This window comes from Rhodococcus sp. IEGM 1305, from assembly GCF_030058635.1.
GTDB lineage: Bacteria > Actinomycetota > Actinomycetes > Mycobacteriales > Mycobacteriaceae > Rhodococcus_F > Rhodococcus_F opacus_D.
Window position 1 is genome coordinate 262,410 of sequence record NZ_JASHKX010000002.1, and the last position, 14,773, is coordinate 277,182.

A 14,773-nucleotide genomic window follows, 5' to 3' on the forward strand; every position below is an offset into this window, starting at 1 on the left:
TGAACTTGCTGGGAACTCACCCGCCGAGGCGGGCGTGCATCTCCCAGACGAGGACCTCGGCGCCGGAGTGCGAGGTGACCTGCTGGCCACCGGAGGCGCTCAGCCGGACGGCGTCCCCCTCGTACAGGGTGCCGACACCCTCCATCTCCGCGGTGCCCCGGGCGACGAAGACGTGGAGGAACGGCGCTTCGGGAAGCGTCACCGATGCGCCGGGGAAGAGTCGCGCGACATGCAGGGCCGCGTGCTTGTTGTGGATCCGGATCGCCGAATTATCTTTGTATTCCGGCATTCCGGACGCAACGGGCACCAGCCCGCCCTTGAGGATCTCGTCCTCGATCTCGAGTTGTTCGTAGCTCGGAGTGAGGCCGGCTTCGTCGGGTACCACCCACATCTGGACGAAATGCACCGGCTCGTGGTGCTGCTCACCCTCGAGGCGCCAGCTGTCGTTCTTCTCGGAATGCATGATGCCCTTGCCTGCGCTCATGCGTTGCGCAAGGCCGGGATAGATGATGCCGGAGTGGCCGATCGAATCCTGATGGACGAGCGAGCCGCGCAGCACCCACGTGACGATCTCCATGTCTTTGTGCGGGTGCGTGTCGAATCCCTGACCGGGGAGCACGGTGTCGTCGTTGTTCACGAGGAGCAGCCCGTGGTGTGTGTTGTCGGGGTCGTAGTGCTGGCCGAAGGAGAACGAGTGCTTCGAATCCAACCAGGAAATCTTGGTTTTCAGCCGATCGCCGGCACGATGAACATAGACATGAGGTGTGGTGACTGCTGGCATATCGGTCCTCCTTCGGGTGGTACCCGGTCCAGAGTACGAGGTGCCGGCTGCAGGTACTCGCAAGACGGTGTCGATTGTGCATCGAATTCATCGCCTGCCGGCAGCGGTGGAGGACCCGCGTCGAAGGCGAAATGAGGTTGCGCAGTGCGACATTGGCGAACCTGACGTCCGTAAGGTGGTGTTCGGCAACAGGTTTCACCGACGGTGCGAAATGCCCGAAAGACGGGCGTCCAGTTCGTGCCGCCGTGAATGCCCGCTTCGGCCGGGCCCGCGGCGTACAGTTCGAATTGTGCGTCCGGAAGTCGCAGGATTTGCGGCCCGTCGCACACAGCGGAAGGAGCGTGATGAAGGCGAATTCGGATCGACACGATCAGCACCTCCCCGAGCACCAGCGGATCGCAGACCTCGTCGACGACATGGAAGACCGGCTGGTGGCCGAGCGCGAGGCGAAGGGAATCGCGGGCAACGCGTCCGAGCGGAAGCAGGCGGAACAGGTCGAGCCCGACGACCAGGCTCCCGAGTAGTGCGGCTTCGCCACCCGTGAGTACTTATTAACCCCGGGCGGTTAATAAGTACTCACAGGTGGGTCACTCGAAGAAGCGGTACACGGCCTCGACGACTACCGCGGGACGCTCGCTGCCCTCGAGTTCGATCTGCCCGGCGACGGTCACCTGGACGCCGCCCTTGGGCAGCTCCTCGACGGACTGCAGCGTCGCGTTCAGCCGGACGCGTCCCTCGGCGGGTACGGGGTTGGTGAATCGGACCTTGTTGAGACCGTAATTGACGGCCATGGTGACGCTGTCGACGGTCAGTACCTCGTCCCACATGGGGATGATCAGCGACAACGTGAGGTAGCCGTGGGCGATGGGCCCGCCGAACGGGCTCTCCGCCTTGGCGCGCTCGGGGTCGACGTGGATCCACTGGTGGTCGTCGGTGGCGTCGGCGAACGTGTTGATTCGCTGCTGGGGGATGTCGATCCACGAGCTGGTGCCCAGCGGCTGGCCCTCGAGTGCGGCGAGGTCGGCGAGGGTGGCGACGCGGGTGGTGGTTGCGGTGGTCACGATAAGTCTCCTGGTGGTTCGGTGGGGCCGGGTCAGTGCTTGATGCCGAGAACGCGCAGCGCGTTCTGCTTGAAGATCAGCGGCGCGACCTCGGGTTTGATGTCGAGGTTCTCGAAGTCCTTCATCCAGCGGTCGACCTGGATGACGGGGAAGTCGGAGCCGAACAGCACCTTGCCGCGGAGCATGCTGTTGGCGGCCTTGACCAGCTGCGGCGGGAAGTACTTCGGCGACCACCCGGACAGGTCGATGAAGACGTTGGCCTTGTGGGTGGCGATGGAGATCTGCGAGTCGACCCACGGCACCGACGGGTGGGCCATGATCACGGTGAGGTCGGGGAAGTCGGCGGCGACGTCGTCGAGCAGCATCGGGTCGGAGTAGCGCAGTTTGATGCCGTGGCCGCCGGGCAGCCCGGCGCCGATCCCGGTCTGACCGGTGTGGAACAGGGCGGGGACCCCGGCCTCGGTGATCGCCTCGTAGAGCGGGTAGAACTGCCGGTCGTTCGGTTCGAAGCCCTGCATGCTCGGGTGGAACTTGAATCCCTTCACGCCGTAGTCGTCGACGAGCCGGTGCACGCGCCGCACGGCGGCCTTGCCCTGCCAGGGGTCGACGGATCCGAACGGGATCAGGACGTCGTTGTGGCGGGCCGCGCCCTCGGCGATCTCCTCGACCGAGTTGGCGGCGTGTCCGCTGGCTGAGGCCGCGTCGACGGTGAACACGACCGCGGCCATGTTGCGCGAGCGGTAGTGATCGGCGATCGCGTCGATGGACGGGGTGCGTTCCTCCCCGGACTTGAAGTACTTCTCCGAGGCGGCCATCAGTTCGTCGTCGAGCGACCGGTGCCCGCAGCCGTCGATCTCGACGTGAGTGTGGATGTCGATGGCGTCGATCTTGTCGAAGTCGATGCCGTACTCGTAGCGGCTCACTTCGCCATCAGCTCCTCGGGGAATTCCTCGCCGACGGACTGGACGGCGTCGCCGAACGTGCCGTTCCACTGAGCCGCGATGTCGTCGGCCGACCAGCCACCGTCGTGGTACTCGACCGCGGTCAGGTCGGGGTGCGACCACAACGCGAGGCGGTCGCCGCCGACGGCGAACGCCTGGCCGGTGATCTCGGCGGCCGCGTCGGACGCGAGGAACGAGATGATGCCTGCGGCGTCCTCGGGGGTGCCCAGGCCCACCTCGCGGCGGATGATGTCGGGGAGCGGCTCGCCGTTCTTCATGCCCTCGATGTAGGGGGCCAGGAACGGGACGGTCTCCGTCATCGCCGTCGCTGCGACAGGGCAGACGGCGTTGGCGGTGATGCCCGCGCGCTGCAGTTCCATCGCCCAGGTGCGGACCATGCCGACGATGCCGGACTTGGCGCCCGAGTAGTTGGTCTGCCCGAAGTTGCCGCGCTGGCCGGCGGGGGAGCCGATGCAGATGATGCGACCACCGTCGCCCTGTTCGCGGAACTTCAGGACGGCTTCGCGTACGCAGGTGAAGGTGCCGCGCAGATGCACGTTGATCACGGCGTCGAAGTCGTCGTCGGTCATCTTCCACAGCACCTTGTCGCGGAGGATGCCGGCATTGGTGACCATGACGTCGAGGCGTCCGAATGCGTCGATCGCGCCGGCGACCAGCTTCTGGGCGGTTTCGGTGCTGCCGACCGGGGCGACGACGGCGACTGCCCGGCCGCCCGCGGCGGTGATCTCGGCGACGGCGGCGTCGGCGGTGGCCTGGTTGACGTCGTTGATCACGACCGCGGCGCCGTGGCGCACCAGGTCCTTGGCGTATGCCAGTCCGAGGCCCTGTCCGCTGCCGGTGACTACGGCGACTTTGTTGCTGAGGTCCATGTCGTGATTCTCCTAAGGTCGTGTTCGCTGGATCACACGTAATCATTGATGATTGAGAATGTCAATGATTAAGGTCTGCTACTCTACCGACAATCATCAGAAGGGGGTCGTCGCATGGCAGAGTCGCAGGCGTTATCGGACGACATCGGGTTCCTGCTCTCGCGCGTCGGCGGAATGGTGCTGGGCGCGGTGAACAAGGCCCTCGTCCCCACGGGTCTGCGGGTGCGCTCCTACTCGGTCCTGGTTCTCGCCTGTGAGCAGGCCGAGGGCGTCAACCAGCGCGGGGTGGCCGCCACCATGGGTCTCGACCCCAGTCAGATCGTGGGGCTGGTCGACGAACTCGAGGAACGCGGACTCGTCGTGCGTACCCTCGACCCCTCGGATCGCCGCAACAAACTGATCGCCGCCACCGAGGAAGGGCGCCGGCTCCGCGACGACGCCAAGGCGCGTGTCGACGCCGCGCACGGACGCTACTTCGAGGGCATCCCCGACACGGTCGTCAATCAGATGCGGGACACGTTGCAGAGCATCGCCTTTCCCACCTTCGTGGAGTAGGGCGCGATGACCGAGCTCCTCGCCCCGGCCCCGCCCGGCATGTCGTTCCTCGCCACGTTCGTCGTGGAGGTGGCCGAGCCGGTGGAGATCGGGTCCACGCCCGAAGGGACACGTCGCATCATCCCCATCGTCGGTGGCCGGGTCGAGGGCCCCGAGCTGCGGGGCACCGTGCTGCCCGTCGGGGCGGACTTCCAGCTGCTCAGCTCGTCCACGCTCACCGAGCTCGAGGCCAAGTACGCCATCGAGACCGACGACGGCGACCGCATCTACGTCACCAACTTCGGGCTGCGCTCGGGTACCGCCGAAGACATCGCCCGACTGGTCGACGGCGAGGCCGTGCCACCCGAGCGCATCTACTTCCGCTGCACGCCGCGGCTCACCGCCGCCGAGGGCCGGTGGTCGTGGCTGCGCTCACGGATCCTCGTCGGCACCGGCGAGCGCCTTCCCGGCGAGGTGCGTCTCACGGTGTTCGTGGTGGACTGACCGGTCGTGGAGATCCGCTGGATGAAGTCGTTCGTCGCGGTCGCCGAAGAACTCAACTACGGCCGGGCGGCCGAGGTGCTGCACATCGCGCAACCCGCAGTGAGTCAGCAGGTGCAGCAACTCGAGAAACGCCTCGGCGTCAAATTGTTCGACCGCACGACGCGATCGGTCCGGCTCACCGCGGCGGGGGAGCGCTTCCTGCAGCCGTGCAAGGACGCGCTCGCCGGAATCGACCGCGCCGTCGATGCCGCGGTGATCGCGGATCCGGCGGTGGAGGGTCGCGTCCGCGTCGGTTTCAGCGGCGCCTACGGGCAGACCGAATTGTCCTCTCTGGCACGGTCGGTGCGCCGTCGGTATCCCCTGATCGATCTCGTTCTCGAAGGGGCGACGGTCAGTGGGCAGATCCTCGACGAAATCTGGGAGGGGCAACTCGACCTCGGGATCGTCTCGGACGCGGTGTCCCACCCCCATGTGCTCACGCGGCAGATCTCGGTGGAGTACCTCAGTGCACTGCTCCCCAGCGATCACCCACTCGCCGAACGGAAGTCGATCGACCTCGCGGAACTACGCGACGAAACGTTCGTCGCGAATCCCGCCGCCACCGGATCGACGCTCCGCCGCGATCTGCTCGCCGCGTGCAGGGATGTCGGGTTCACGCCGAACATCGTGCAGGAGACCACCGACGGGATCGTCCTGACCGCCCTCGTCGCGGCGGGGGTCGGTGTGGCGCTCGTGCCGGGTGACGTCCAGACGTATCCCAATCGGGTGGTCCTCGTTCCCCTCGATGCCGGCCGATACGAAGTCCGGGCCGCGCTGGCCTGGTCGGACCGTCCCGTATCGCCGGTGGTGCGGACGGTCCTCGACCTCGCCGACGAGGTGCTGCCGTCGCCGGATTCCGTCGCCGACGAGCAATAACGATCGCTTATCAATCGGTGCCGATACTGCTCTTGGACGGTCATCGGTTTCTTTGGCAGAGTCTCCCTCGGCGGCGCGGATGTGACCTGGACGACTCCGATCCCCGGTGCTGCACCCGCCTCGAGGCCTCTCCGAACTCCCGGATGCCCTTCACATTCAGGTAGGAACCACATGACTTCCACATTCGACGGCCGCGCCGTACGCGCCGACACGAGCGTCCGGTCGCCCCACGCGCGCCGGGCAGCCCTGGCCTCCTTCGTGGGCAGCACCCTCGAGTACTACGACTTCTTCATCTACGCCTCCTTCTCCGCGCTCGCGTTCAACACCCTGTTCTTCCCGGATCTCGGTTCGTTCTGGGGGACCATCGTGTCGATGGCGACCATCGGGATCGGTTACGTCGTCCGGCCGCTCGCGGCCCTCGTCTTCGGGCACTTCGGAGACACACTCGGGCGTAAGCGGATGCTGGTGGTGACGCTCGTGATGATGGGTGTGGCCACCTCGCTCATCGGCTGCCTGCCGACGTACGGGGCGATCGGCGTCGCGGCGCCGATCCTGCTGGTGCTGCTGCGGGCCGTCCAGGGTGCGTCGGCGGCAGGCGAGTCGGCGGGAGCCGCGTCCCTGGCGCTCGAACACGCACCCGCCCATCGCCGGGCGCTCGCGGCCAGCTGGGTGAACACCGGCGCCGCCGCGGGAATGCTGCTGGCGTCGCTGGTCGTCCTCGTGTTCTCCGGACTGCCCGAGGACGCCTTCCTCAGCTGGGGATGGCGTATCCCGTTCCTGCTCAGCATCTTCGTCGCACTCGCCGGGCTCGTCATCCGCCGGATGCTGCCCGAGAGCGAGGTGTTCGAGGAGGCGGTGTCGACCGACGAGCCGAAGGAGATGCCGGCGAAGGTGATCTTCCGCGACCACTGGCCGAGTGTGCTGCGGGTCGTGGGGTGCGGACTGTTCGCGGTGGTCTCCACCATCTTCAGCGCCTTCGCCCTGTCGTGGGGCACCCACGAGGCCGGCGTGTCCCGGACCGTCATGGTCGGCGCGACCGTGCTCACCGCCGCACTCGCGCTCGTGGCCCAGCCCGCGGCGGGGATCCTCGCCGACCGGATCGGACGCAAGCCGATCTTCATCACCGGCAACCTCGTCTGCGCCGTCGCCATCTCCGGATTCTTCTGGGCGGTCAGCCAGCGTTCGACGGCGCTGATCCTGATCACGGCGTGCATCGTGATGGTGGCCGGCTACTCACTCGTCAACGCCGTCGGTCCCGCGCTGTACGCGGAGATGTTCGAGACGCGCATCCGGTATTCGGGCATGGCGATCTCCGGGCAGCTGGCGCTGGTGGCCACCGGATTCGCCCCCACCATCGCCGCGGCTCTCGTCCGGCCCGGACCGAACGGCTGGATCCCGGTGGCCGTGTTCACCGCGTGCTGCTGCCTGGTCAGCGCACTCACCACGCTCACGGTCCGGGAAACCTACCGGACCAGCACCACCGACCTCGGCAAATGACCGCACTCCCGTCGAAAGTGACCGAACCTGTGAAACACGATGTACTGATCGAGAACGACGTCGAGGCGACGATGCGGGACGGGGTGGTTCTGCGCTCGACCGTGTACCGCCCGAACGGATCCGGACGCTTCCCGGTTCTGCTCACCCGCACCCCGTACGGCCGCGACCTGTCCGTGAACTCGGGATACCTCAACCCCACCACTGTCGCGGCCGCCGGATTCGTCGTGATCATGCAGGACGTCCGCGGCAGGTTCGGCTCGGACGGCGAGTTCGTGCCGTCGGAGAACGAAGGTCCGGACGGTTACGACACGGTGCAGTGGGCCGCCGAACTGTCGTACTCGACCGGCGCCGTGGGTATGTGGGGACGGTCGTACTTCGCCGAAACCCAGTGGCGTGCAGCCCAGGAGAAGCCGCCGGCCCTGCGCGGCATCGCCCCGGGCATCTCCGCAGGCGGCAATGCGCGGTCCGGTGGACTCGTGCGCGGCGGCGCGGTGGAATTCGGTGCCCGGCTCGGGTGGGGGCACTATTCGGCCGGACCGGCCGAGATCGCGAAACTGTCCCGGACCGATCCCGTCCGCGCGGAACGCGAGTGGGAGTCGTGGACGCGGATCGATCGGGCGATGTCCGAGGACACGTTCCTCGACATCCTGCCCGTCCGCGACATGGCCGTGGACGCCCCGGCGTTCTTCGCGTCACCGATCGTCGAATCGCTGGGATTCCCGATCGATCACCCCACCCGCGACCTGTGGGACAGCGCGAGCGATCGGGCCGTCGACCTCCCCTCACTGCACATCGGCGGGTGGTACGACATCTTCGTGAGCAGCACCCTCGACCAGTACTTCGGCCAACTGGCGCACAGTGATTCCGGTGCGGCCCCCGCGCCGTACCTGATCGTGGGCCCGTGGAGTCACACCAACTTCTCCGGGCTCGGTGGCTCGGTCGTGTTCGGCAGTCCCGCGAACCAGGCGGTGCTCGACTCGGGTCAGGACCTGTCGTCGGTTCACGCGCAGTGGTACGCGTCGGTGCTCGCCGACGAGGAACCCGCCATGCCCCGGGTCCGGATCTTCGTGATGGGGGAGAACCGGTGGCGGACGTACGACCGCTTCCCGGAACCCACGCGGACGGCCGAACTCTTCCTCGCTCCCGGCGGAACCCTCGTCGCGCAAGCGGAGGAAAGCGACGGGCGCGTCGACTACGACTACGACCCGGCGGATCCGGTGCCGACGGTCGGTGGGGCGACGATGATGCCGGGAACGTTCGCGCCCGGCGCACTGGAACAGAGCCGCGTCGAATCCCGCGACGACGTCCTCGTGTTCACCGGTGAGGCACTCACCGAGCCGTTGACGGTGATCGGCCGGGTGTCCGCGACACTGTTCGCTTCGTCCAGTGCGGTCGACACCGATTTCGTCGTGCGACTGTGCCGGGTGACCGCGGACGGCACGTCGATCACACTCACCGACGGCATGGTGCGGGCCCGCTACCGCGACTCCTACCGCACCCCCGGGACGTACACGTCCACCGAACCGAGCCTGCTCGTGCCCGGGGAGGTGTACGAGTACGCGATCGACCTGTGGTCCACGGCCGTCACCTTCCAGCCGGGCGAGCGGATCCGGGTCCACGTGACGTCCAGCAACCATCCCCGTTGGGACCGCAACCTCAACACCGGCGAATCCGCCTACGAATCATCCGAATTCGTGGTCGCCCAACAGACCGTGCACACAGGGGAGCGTTACCCCAGCCGCGTGTCGCTGTCCGTGGTGCGCTGACGCGCCCGTGAGTACTTATTAACCGCGGGTGGTTAACAAGTACTCACAGGGGGCGAAGCGGCCCAATGCGTCGTAGCCGGCCTGTCTTTCAGCAGGCCGGCTTTCGCGTAGACCAGGGAACCCGTGCACACGCTGGTCATCAACGGAACGACGGCGCGCTGGCGGCGCACCCAGTCGAGATGGGCGTCGTCGAGTAGTTGTGGCCGCGTGCCCTGACCGCCGGGATGGAGCAGCACGTCGAGGGGCGGCGCGTCGGCATGGGAATGATGAGCGCCCAGGACGAGGCCCTTGGCGCACTGCACACTCCCGCCCGACGCGGAGAGGCAGGACGCGGCGTATCCGTCGTCCGGGTACATGCGCGTCCACGCGGACAGCACCTCCCACGGCCCGACGGCGTCCAACTCCTCGACGCCGTCGAACAACACGATCCCGATGTGCTTCATTCCATAATGCAAGCACGCTCGTGAGTACTTGTTAACCGCCCGACGTTAAGAAGTACTCACAGGCTGCGAAGCGGCAAGCTTGCGCAGGTCGGGTTTGCGGATCTTGCCGGTGGCGGTGCGGGGGAGTGCCTCCGCGATCTGGATGAACGTGGGAATCTTGAACCCTGCGAGCTTTTCTCGCAGCCGGGCGCGCACCGTCTCCTCGTCGAGTGTCGTGCCGTCGTCGGCGACGACGAAGGCCATGCCGGTCTCACCCCACTTTTCGTGGGGGACGCCGATGACCGCCGCCTCCCGGATGCCGTCCAGTTTCAGGAGCGCCGCCTCGACCTCGGCGGGGTAGACGTTCTCACCGCCCGAGATGTACATGTCCTTGTAGCGGTCGCAGATGAAGAGGAAGCCTTCGTCGTCGAAGTAGCCGGCGTCGCCGGTGTGCAGCCAGCCGTCGACGATGGTGCGGGCGGTCGCCTCGGGCTGATTCAGGTAGCCGAGCATCACGTTCGGGCCCTTGGCGACGATCTCGCCGATCTCGTGCGGTTCGGCGCTCGACCCGTCCGGGCGTACGACGTCGACGTCGGTGAAGAACGTCCGCTTGCCGGCGGAACCGATCTTGGTGCGCACGTCCGCACTCGACAGCATGGTCACCGACGGCGCGGTCTCCGTCAGGCCGTACGCCTGCGTGATCGCGACGTTCCGGTCCTGCCACGGGGAGATCAACGCTTCGGGTAGCGGAGCCCCGGCGACGCAGATGGCCCGCAGGCTGGACAGGTCGGCGTCCGCGAACCGGGGGTGGTGCCAGAGTTCCTGGATCATCGTGGGGACGGCGAAGAACGTGGTGATGCGTTCCTTCTCGATCGTGTCGAGGACGACGCCGGCATCGAACTTGCGCAGCAGCACCACGGTGCCGCCGTTGAGCAGTGTCGGCGTGACAGCGCCGCCGATCCCCCCGATGTGGAACAGCGGCGCCACCGACAGTGTGCGTTCCTTCGACGTCATGTCCTGGGCGAGAAGCTGGTTCAGTGCGTTCCACAGCATGTTGCCGTGGCTGAGCATGACGCCTTTCGGTGCGCCGGTGGTGCCCGACGAGTACATCAGTACGGACAGGTCGTCGAGGCCGACCTGTTCGTCGATGCGGGTGTCCGGCTGGCCGGCGCGCACGCCCTCGTACGTGTGGGTGGACCACGAGTCGCCCAGGCCGATCCAGGTGGTGACCGGGGTGTCCGACTGCGCCAGCTCCTGCGCGACGTCGGCCTGCTGATCGCCGAAGATCACTGTGGTGCAGCGTGAATCGCCGATCGCGTAGCGTGCTTCCTCCGCGGTGAGGCGTGCATTGAGCGGGAGATACGTGGCGCCGAGCAGCCCGGCAGCGAACATCACCTCGAGCGCCGCCGGGTCGTTGAACCCGAAGAAGCCGACACAGTCACCCTTCTCGACGCCGAGGGCGCGCAGGCCGTGGGCGAGTCGGCGTGTCCGCAGTGCCATCTCCTCGTACGTGACGGCCTGACCGTCGAAGACGAGCGCCTCGTTCTTCGGCGTCATGGTGATGCGGCGCTCGAGCCACGAGCCGATGCCTTCGTTGTCCATGGTGACTCCTCGTTCTCTTCGAAACTACTCTCGAGCTTGTGGCGGCGTGGTGTGTCAGGCCGACGGGGTGTCGGCGGTCAGGTCGTTGTCCTTGCTCTCCTTCGTCGCGACGAGGAAGACGGCGCTGACCACGCACAGTGCGATGATGAACAGCCCGACCGGGAGGATCGATTTACCGGACGACGCGAACAGCGACGCCAGGATGACGGGGGTGAATCCCGCACCGATGAGGGTGGCCAGCTGATATCCGAGCGAAGCACCGGTGTAGCGCGCCCGGGTGCCGAACTGCTCGGAGATGAACGCGGCCATCGGACCGTAGGTGGCCGAGTGGCAGATGGTGTAGCCGACGAAGGCGAGTGCGATGAACAGGAACTGTCCCGTGCTGAGCAGCAGGAAGAGGGGGTAGACGCTGAGGATCATCGCGCCGAGTCCCGCGAGCATGACCGGGCGGCGGCCGATCCGGTCGGACAGTCGCGCCGATCCGAGGACCAGGAAGATCGCGCAGAACTGGCAGAAGGAGAACGCCAGCAGCGCGTCGGACCGCGCGGCGCCGCTCGACACGGCGTACGTGATGGCGAACGTGGTGAACGCGGTTTGCATTCCGAAGCTCGCGATGCAGCTCATCGACGCCACGACGACCGCGCGGGGCCGCTTCAGGATGGTGACGATGGGCGGGGTGGTTTCCTTCTTCGCGGATTCCTTCAGCGCCGCCGTGAACAGCGGGCTCTCCGACACCTTGGACCGGATGAACAGGCCGAGGGCCAGCATGAACGCCGAGATCAGGAACGGGATACGCCAGCCCCAGGTCAGGAACTGCTCGTCGGGGAGAAGTGACACGGCCGCCAGCGCGAGCGTGCCGAGCAGTGCGCCGGTGGGGGCGCCCGCGTTGGTGAACGCCGCGGCGAAACCGCGCTTGCCGGATTCGGCGTGCTCGAGCGACATCAGCGCTGCGCCACCCCATTCGCCGCCGACGGCGAGTCCTTGGCAGACGCGGAGAAGGACGAGGATCACCGCGGCCCAGGAGCCGATCATTTCCGGTGGGGGAATGAGTCCGATCGCGAACGAGGCGATGCCCATGACGGTCATCGAAATCAGCAGCATGGCCTTGCGGCCGACGGTGTCCCCGAAGTGACCGAAGACGATTCCGCCCAGGGGGCGCGCGACATAGCCGGCGGCGAACGTTCCCATCGACGCGATGCTCGCGGCCAGGGGGTCCAGATCGGCGAAGAAGACCGGACCGAAGACGAGGGACGCTGCCGTGGCGTAGAGCAGGAAGTCGTAGAACTCGATGGTGCTGCCCAGGTAGCTCGACAGGATCACCCTGCGAACTTCATTCTTGCGTTGGGTGGCCGACATGGTGCCGGCGGTGGCGGTGACCGTCATCGAAACTCCTTGGCCGAAGCGTGGGACAACAGAGCGGATCGCGTGTGTAGCGCGGATCACAATTAAACATTAATCATTGAACTTGTCAATGGAAGAGATCGCCAACGCTTCTGTGGTAACCGCACCCATCAGGCACGCGTGAGCGTGCGCCCGATGATTTCCTTCATGATCTCGGTGGTCCCGGCGTAGATCGACCCGCCGCGGCAGTCGAGATAGTCCTGGGCGACGTCGTACTCGCGCATGTATCCGTACCCTCCGTAGAGTTGGACCGCGCGCTGGACCACCCGTTGCTGCAGCTCGGTGATCCACCATTTGGCCATCGCCGCGGTCACCTCGTCGAGCGTGCCGTGGGCGGCGTCGAGGATGCAGCGGTCCGTGAAGCACTGCGCGATCTCGATCTCGGTCGCGAGCTCCGCGAGGTAGAAGCGGTTGGCCTGGAAGTCGGCCACCCGCCGGCCGAACGCCGTGCGGTCGCAGCTGTACGTCAGGGCCTGGTCGAACGTGCGTCGCATCGACGCCATGGACGTGACGGCCACGCTGAGGCGTTCCTGGGGCAGGTTGTGGCGCAAGTAGCCGAAGCCGTCGTTCAGCTCGCCCAGGACGTTCTCGCGGGGGACGCGGACGTCGTCGAACACCAACTCGGCGGTGTCCTGTGCGGTCAGGCCGACCTTGTGCAGCGGTCCGTTGCGGGTGAAGCCGGCCATCCCCTCTTCGACCACCAGCAGGCTCACGCCCTTCTTGCCCGCCACCGGATCCGTCTTGGCCACGACGATCACGAAGTCGGCGAGCATTCCGTTGCTGATGAAGATTTTGGTGCCGTTGAGGACCAGATCGTCGCCGTCGGGGAGGGCGGTCGTGGAGATCGCGGCCAGGTCGCTACCCGCACCCGGCTCGGTCATGGCGATGGCGCCGATCTTCTCGCCGGTGCACAAGGGGGTCAGGAACCGATGCTTCTGCTCCTCGTTCGCCAGCGAGACGAGGTACGGCGTCACGAGGTCGTTGATGCCGGCCAGGCCCATCACCACGGCGGGGGCCCCGACGCGGCAGAGCTCCTCGATGGCGATGGCGTTGAAACGGAAGTCGTCGATTCCGCCGCCGGCGAATCGTTCCTCGACATTGATCCCGAGGAGCCCGAGCTTGCCGGCCTGACGGTAGAGGTCCCGGTCCACCTGTCCCGCCTCGGCCCAGTCGCGAAGATGCGGGGCCACGTCACGTTCGGCGAACCGGCGCACCGTTTCCCGGAACGCATCGTGATCGGCGTCGAAGATGGTCCGTTCCAGTGCAACCGAAGACATGCGAGGTTCCTTTCGACGGCACGCGTGCGGCGCACGCGTGCATACTCGAAAGGAACCTATCTATCAATCATTGATAATGTCAATGATTGATCATGTCCAACAGAAGGGCGCCGGCGTCAATACCAATACTTCCGCCCGCCGACCGCGCGGCCCGTCGTGCCCAGCAGTAGTAGCACGAGGCCGATGACGAGAAGGATGATTCCGATCGTCGTGAGGATGGAAATCCCCGCGACGAGGCCGATGACGAGCAGGATGATCCCGAGAACGATCACGGTCTTCCCTCTTTCGGTTGACGGTCTGGAGCTACTGACTCGGTTGCGGCACTTCACAATCGATCTTCGGGTTCACACCCGCATAGTTGAGTGGGCCGGCGATCACAGTCACCGCGATCGTTCCGGCGCTGGCGCAATCGGCCGTCGTGTCCTTGAAGTAACCGCGCTGCCACACGGCAACGGCGCCGATGATCAGCCAGATGATCACGATGAGCGTCACGAGCCGTCCGATACGCATTTCCGACCTCCCGTGTGGGCACCGGCGCCCGGCCGGTGCACGTGTCGTACTCGAACGCTATGTCGACGACGTGTCGGTCGGCTTCGCGTGTGCTCCGTGGGTATTCGTGGAGTCCGTGCCGCTGGGGCGACCGTTGGCAGGCCCTGAGCCCGTGGTGCGAGCGTCGGTGGCCCGAGTGTTCGTGGGCCCCGCTCCCGTGGTTCGAGCGTCGGTGGCCCTGGCGTCGTTCGTCGCCGTGTCCGTCTTCTTGACGTCGGGATCGAGCTCGTCGGCGCGCTGCCACTCGTGCTTCAGGTCGTCACGGGAACTGGTCGCCGTATTCTGGTGCGTCTGCGCATCGACCTGCAGTCTCTTGGCCTCTGCCGCCTTGGCCTCGGCTTCTGCTTGAGCCCTTCTGGCGTTGGCTGCAGTTTCCTCCGCGATCGCCTCGCGCTTCTCGACGACGGACGTCTGCTCCTGCGCGTTTGCGCGGATGCTGTCGGCCTGCTGACGGTGGCGCTGGTTCCGCTTGCGCGATGCCGCAACGGCCAGCGCGATCAGGGCGAGAACGACGACGATCGCGACGATGATCCAGATGACAGTCATGGTGTCCATTGGCTACTCCCAGCGGTTGTGTTGTTAAGGTACCCCGCGCTGAAACCCGGCAAACAGACCGAGAGCCAATCGCAATCA

At 66.4% G+C, this 14,773-nt stretch carries 17 protein-coding genes; 6 read left to right on the top strand and 11 right to left on the bottom strand.

Features of this window, described 5'->3' with window-relative positions; genetic code table 11:
* Positions 1 to 16 precede the first annotated feature (16 nt).
* A complete protein-coding gene (locus QM693_RS04830) occupies positions 17 to 781 on the bottom strand; it encodes a pirin family protein (protein ID WP_280784589.1) in 765 nt (254 codons plus the stop codon).
* 344 nt (positions 782 to 1,125) lie between these two features.
* Between QM693_RS04830 and QM693_RS04835 the strand changes: the two genes are divergently transcribed.
* A complete protein-coding gene (locus QM693_RS04835) occupies positions 1,126 to 1,305 on the top strand; it encodes a hypothetical protein (protein WP_005243850.1) in 180 nt (59 codons plus the stop codon).
* A gap of 63 nt (positions 1,306 to 1,368) precedes the next feature.
* Here the strand turns inward: QM693_RS04835 and couM are convergent, their stop codons facing one another.
* Genes couM through couN form a run of 3 tightly spaced genes read right to left on the bottom strand, consistent with a single transcriptional unit; the run spans position 1,369 to position 3,673 of the window.
* A complete protein-coding gene (gene couM, locus QM693_RS04840) occupies positions 1,369 to 1,842 on the bottom strand; it encodes a p-hydroxycinnamoyl-CoA hydratase (RefSeq protein ID WP_283330835.1) in 474 nt (157 codons plus the stop codon).
* A gap of 32 nt (positions 1,843 to 1,874) precedes the next feature.
* Positions 1,875 to 2,765, bottom strand: coding sequence for a 4-hydroxyphenyl-beta-ketoacyl-CoA hydrolase (couO, locus tag QM693_RS04845; RefSeq protein ID WP_172649992.1), 891 nt, complete (start codon positions 2,763 to 2,765; stop codon positions 1,875 to 1,877).
* On the bottom strand, positions 2,762 to 3,673 hold the full coding sequence (gene couN, locus QM693_RS04850; RefSeq protein WP_283330836.1) for a 4-hydroxyphenyl-beta-hydroxyacyl-CoA dehydrogenase: 912 nt from the start codon (positions 3,671 to 3,673) through the stop codon (positions 2,762 to 2,764). Before couN ends, couO begins: the two co-directional genes overlap by 4 nt.
* 114 nt (positions 3,674 to 3,787) lie before the next feature.
* Here couN and couR point away from each other — a divergent pair, with 114 nt between their 5' ends.
* The 5 genes from couR to QM693_RS04875 all read left to right on the top strand — a co-directional run bounded on the left by couR (position 3,788) and on the right by QM693_RS04875 (position 8,889).
* Complete coding sequence (gene couR, locus QM693_RS04855; RefSeq protein ID WP_009478157.1) at positions 3,788 to 4,228, top strand: MarR family transcriptional repressor CouR; 441 nt, start codon at positions 3,788 to 3,790, stop codon at positions 4,226 to 4,228.
* Positions 4,229 to 4,234: 6 nt separating this feature from the next.
* Positions 4,235 to 4,711, top strand: coding sequence for a DUF3237 domain-containing protein (locus QM693_RS04860; RefSeq protein WP_283330837.1), 477 nt, complete (start codon positions 4,235 to 4,237; stop codon positions 4,709 to 4,711).
* A gap of 6 nt (positions 4,712 to 4,717) precedes the next feature.
* Positions 4,718 to 5,626: a LysR family transcriptional regulator gene (locus QM693_RS04865; protein ID WP_283351584.1), complete on the top strand. Its 909-nt coding sequence runs from the start codon at positions 4,718 to 4,720 to the stop codon at positions 5,624 to 5,626.
* A gap of 171 nt (positions 5,627 to 5,797) precedes the next feature.
* Entirely contained in the window at positions 5,798 to 7,123 is a 1,326-nt protein-coding gene (locus QM693_RS04870) for an MFS transporter (RefSeq protein ID WP_283351585.1), read from the top strand.
* A complete protein-coding gene (locus QM693_RS04875) occupies positions 7,120 to 8,889 on the top strand; it encodes a CocE/NonD family hydrolase (protein ID WP_349307481.1) in 1,770 nt (589 codons plus the stop codon). Before QM693_RS04870 ends, QM693_RS04875 begins: the two co-directional genes overlap by 4 nt.
* Before the next feature lie 32 nt (positions 8,890 to 8,921).
* Here QM693_RS04875 and QM693_RS04880 read toward each other — a convergent pair whose 3' ends face one another.
* The 7 genes from QM693_RS04880 to QM693_RS04910 form a co-directional block, all read right to left on the bottom strand.
* The gene (locus tag QM693_RS04880; protein ID WP_283351587.1) at positions 8,922 to 9,332 is read right to left on the bottom strand and encodes a DJ-1/PfpI family protein; all 411 of its coding nucleotides are present in this window, start codon (positions 9,330 to 9,332) and stop codon (positions 8,922 to 8,924) included.
* A gap of 45 nt (positions 9,333 to 9,377) precedes the next feature.
* Positions 9,378 to 10,913, bottom strand: coding sequence for a p-hydroxycinnamoyl-CoA synthetase (gene couL / locus QM693_RS04885; RefSeq protein ID WP_283351588.1), 1,536 nt, complete (start codon positions 10,911 to 10,913; stop codon positions 9,378 to 9,380).
* Between the two features lie 54 nt (positions 10,914 to 10,967).
* The gene (gene couT, locus QM693_RS04890; protein WP_283351589.1) at positions 10,968 to 12,296 is read right to left on the bottom strand and encodes a p-hydroxycinnamate MFS transporter; all 1,329 of its coding nucleotides are present in this window, start codon (positions 12,294 to 12,296) and stop codon (positions 10,968 to 10,970) included.
* A 128-nt stretch (positions 12,297 to 12,424) separates the two neighbouring features.
* Positions 12,425 to 13,591 (bottom strand): dihydro-p-hydroxycinnamoy-CoA dehydrogenase, encoded by a 1,167-nt coding sequence (gene couH, locus QM693_RS04895; protein ID WP_283330843.1) that lies wholly within the window; start codon positions 13,589 to 13,591, stop codon positions 12,425 to 12,427.
* 116 nt (positions 13,592 to 13,707) lie between these two features.
* Complete coding sequence (locus QM693_RS04900) at positions 13,708 to 13,863, bottom strand: DUF6131 family protein (protein ID WP_005263616.1); 156 nt, start codon at positions 13,861 to 13,863, stop codon at positions 13,708 to 13,710.
* 31 nt (positions 13,864 to 13,894) lie between these two features.
* Entirely contained in the window at positions 13,895 to 14,101 is a 207-nt protein-coding gene (locus QM693_RS04905) for a hypothetical protein (RefSeq protein WP_005571421.1), read from the bottom strand.
* A gap of 57 nt (positions 14,102 to 14,158) precedes the next feature.
* On the bottom strand, positions 14,159 to 14,695 hold the full coding sequence (locus QM693_RS04910; RefSeq protein WP_283351590.1) for a hypothetical protein: 537 nt from the start codon (positions 14,693 to 14,695) through the stop codon (positions 14,159 to 14,161).
* Positions 14,696 to 14,773: the final 78 nt, after the last annotated feature.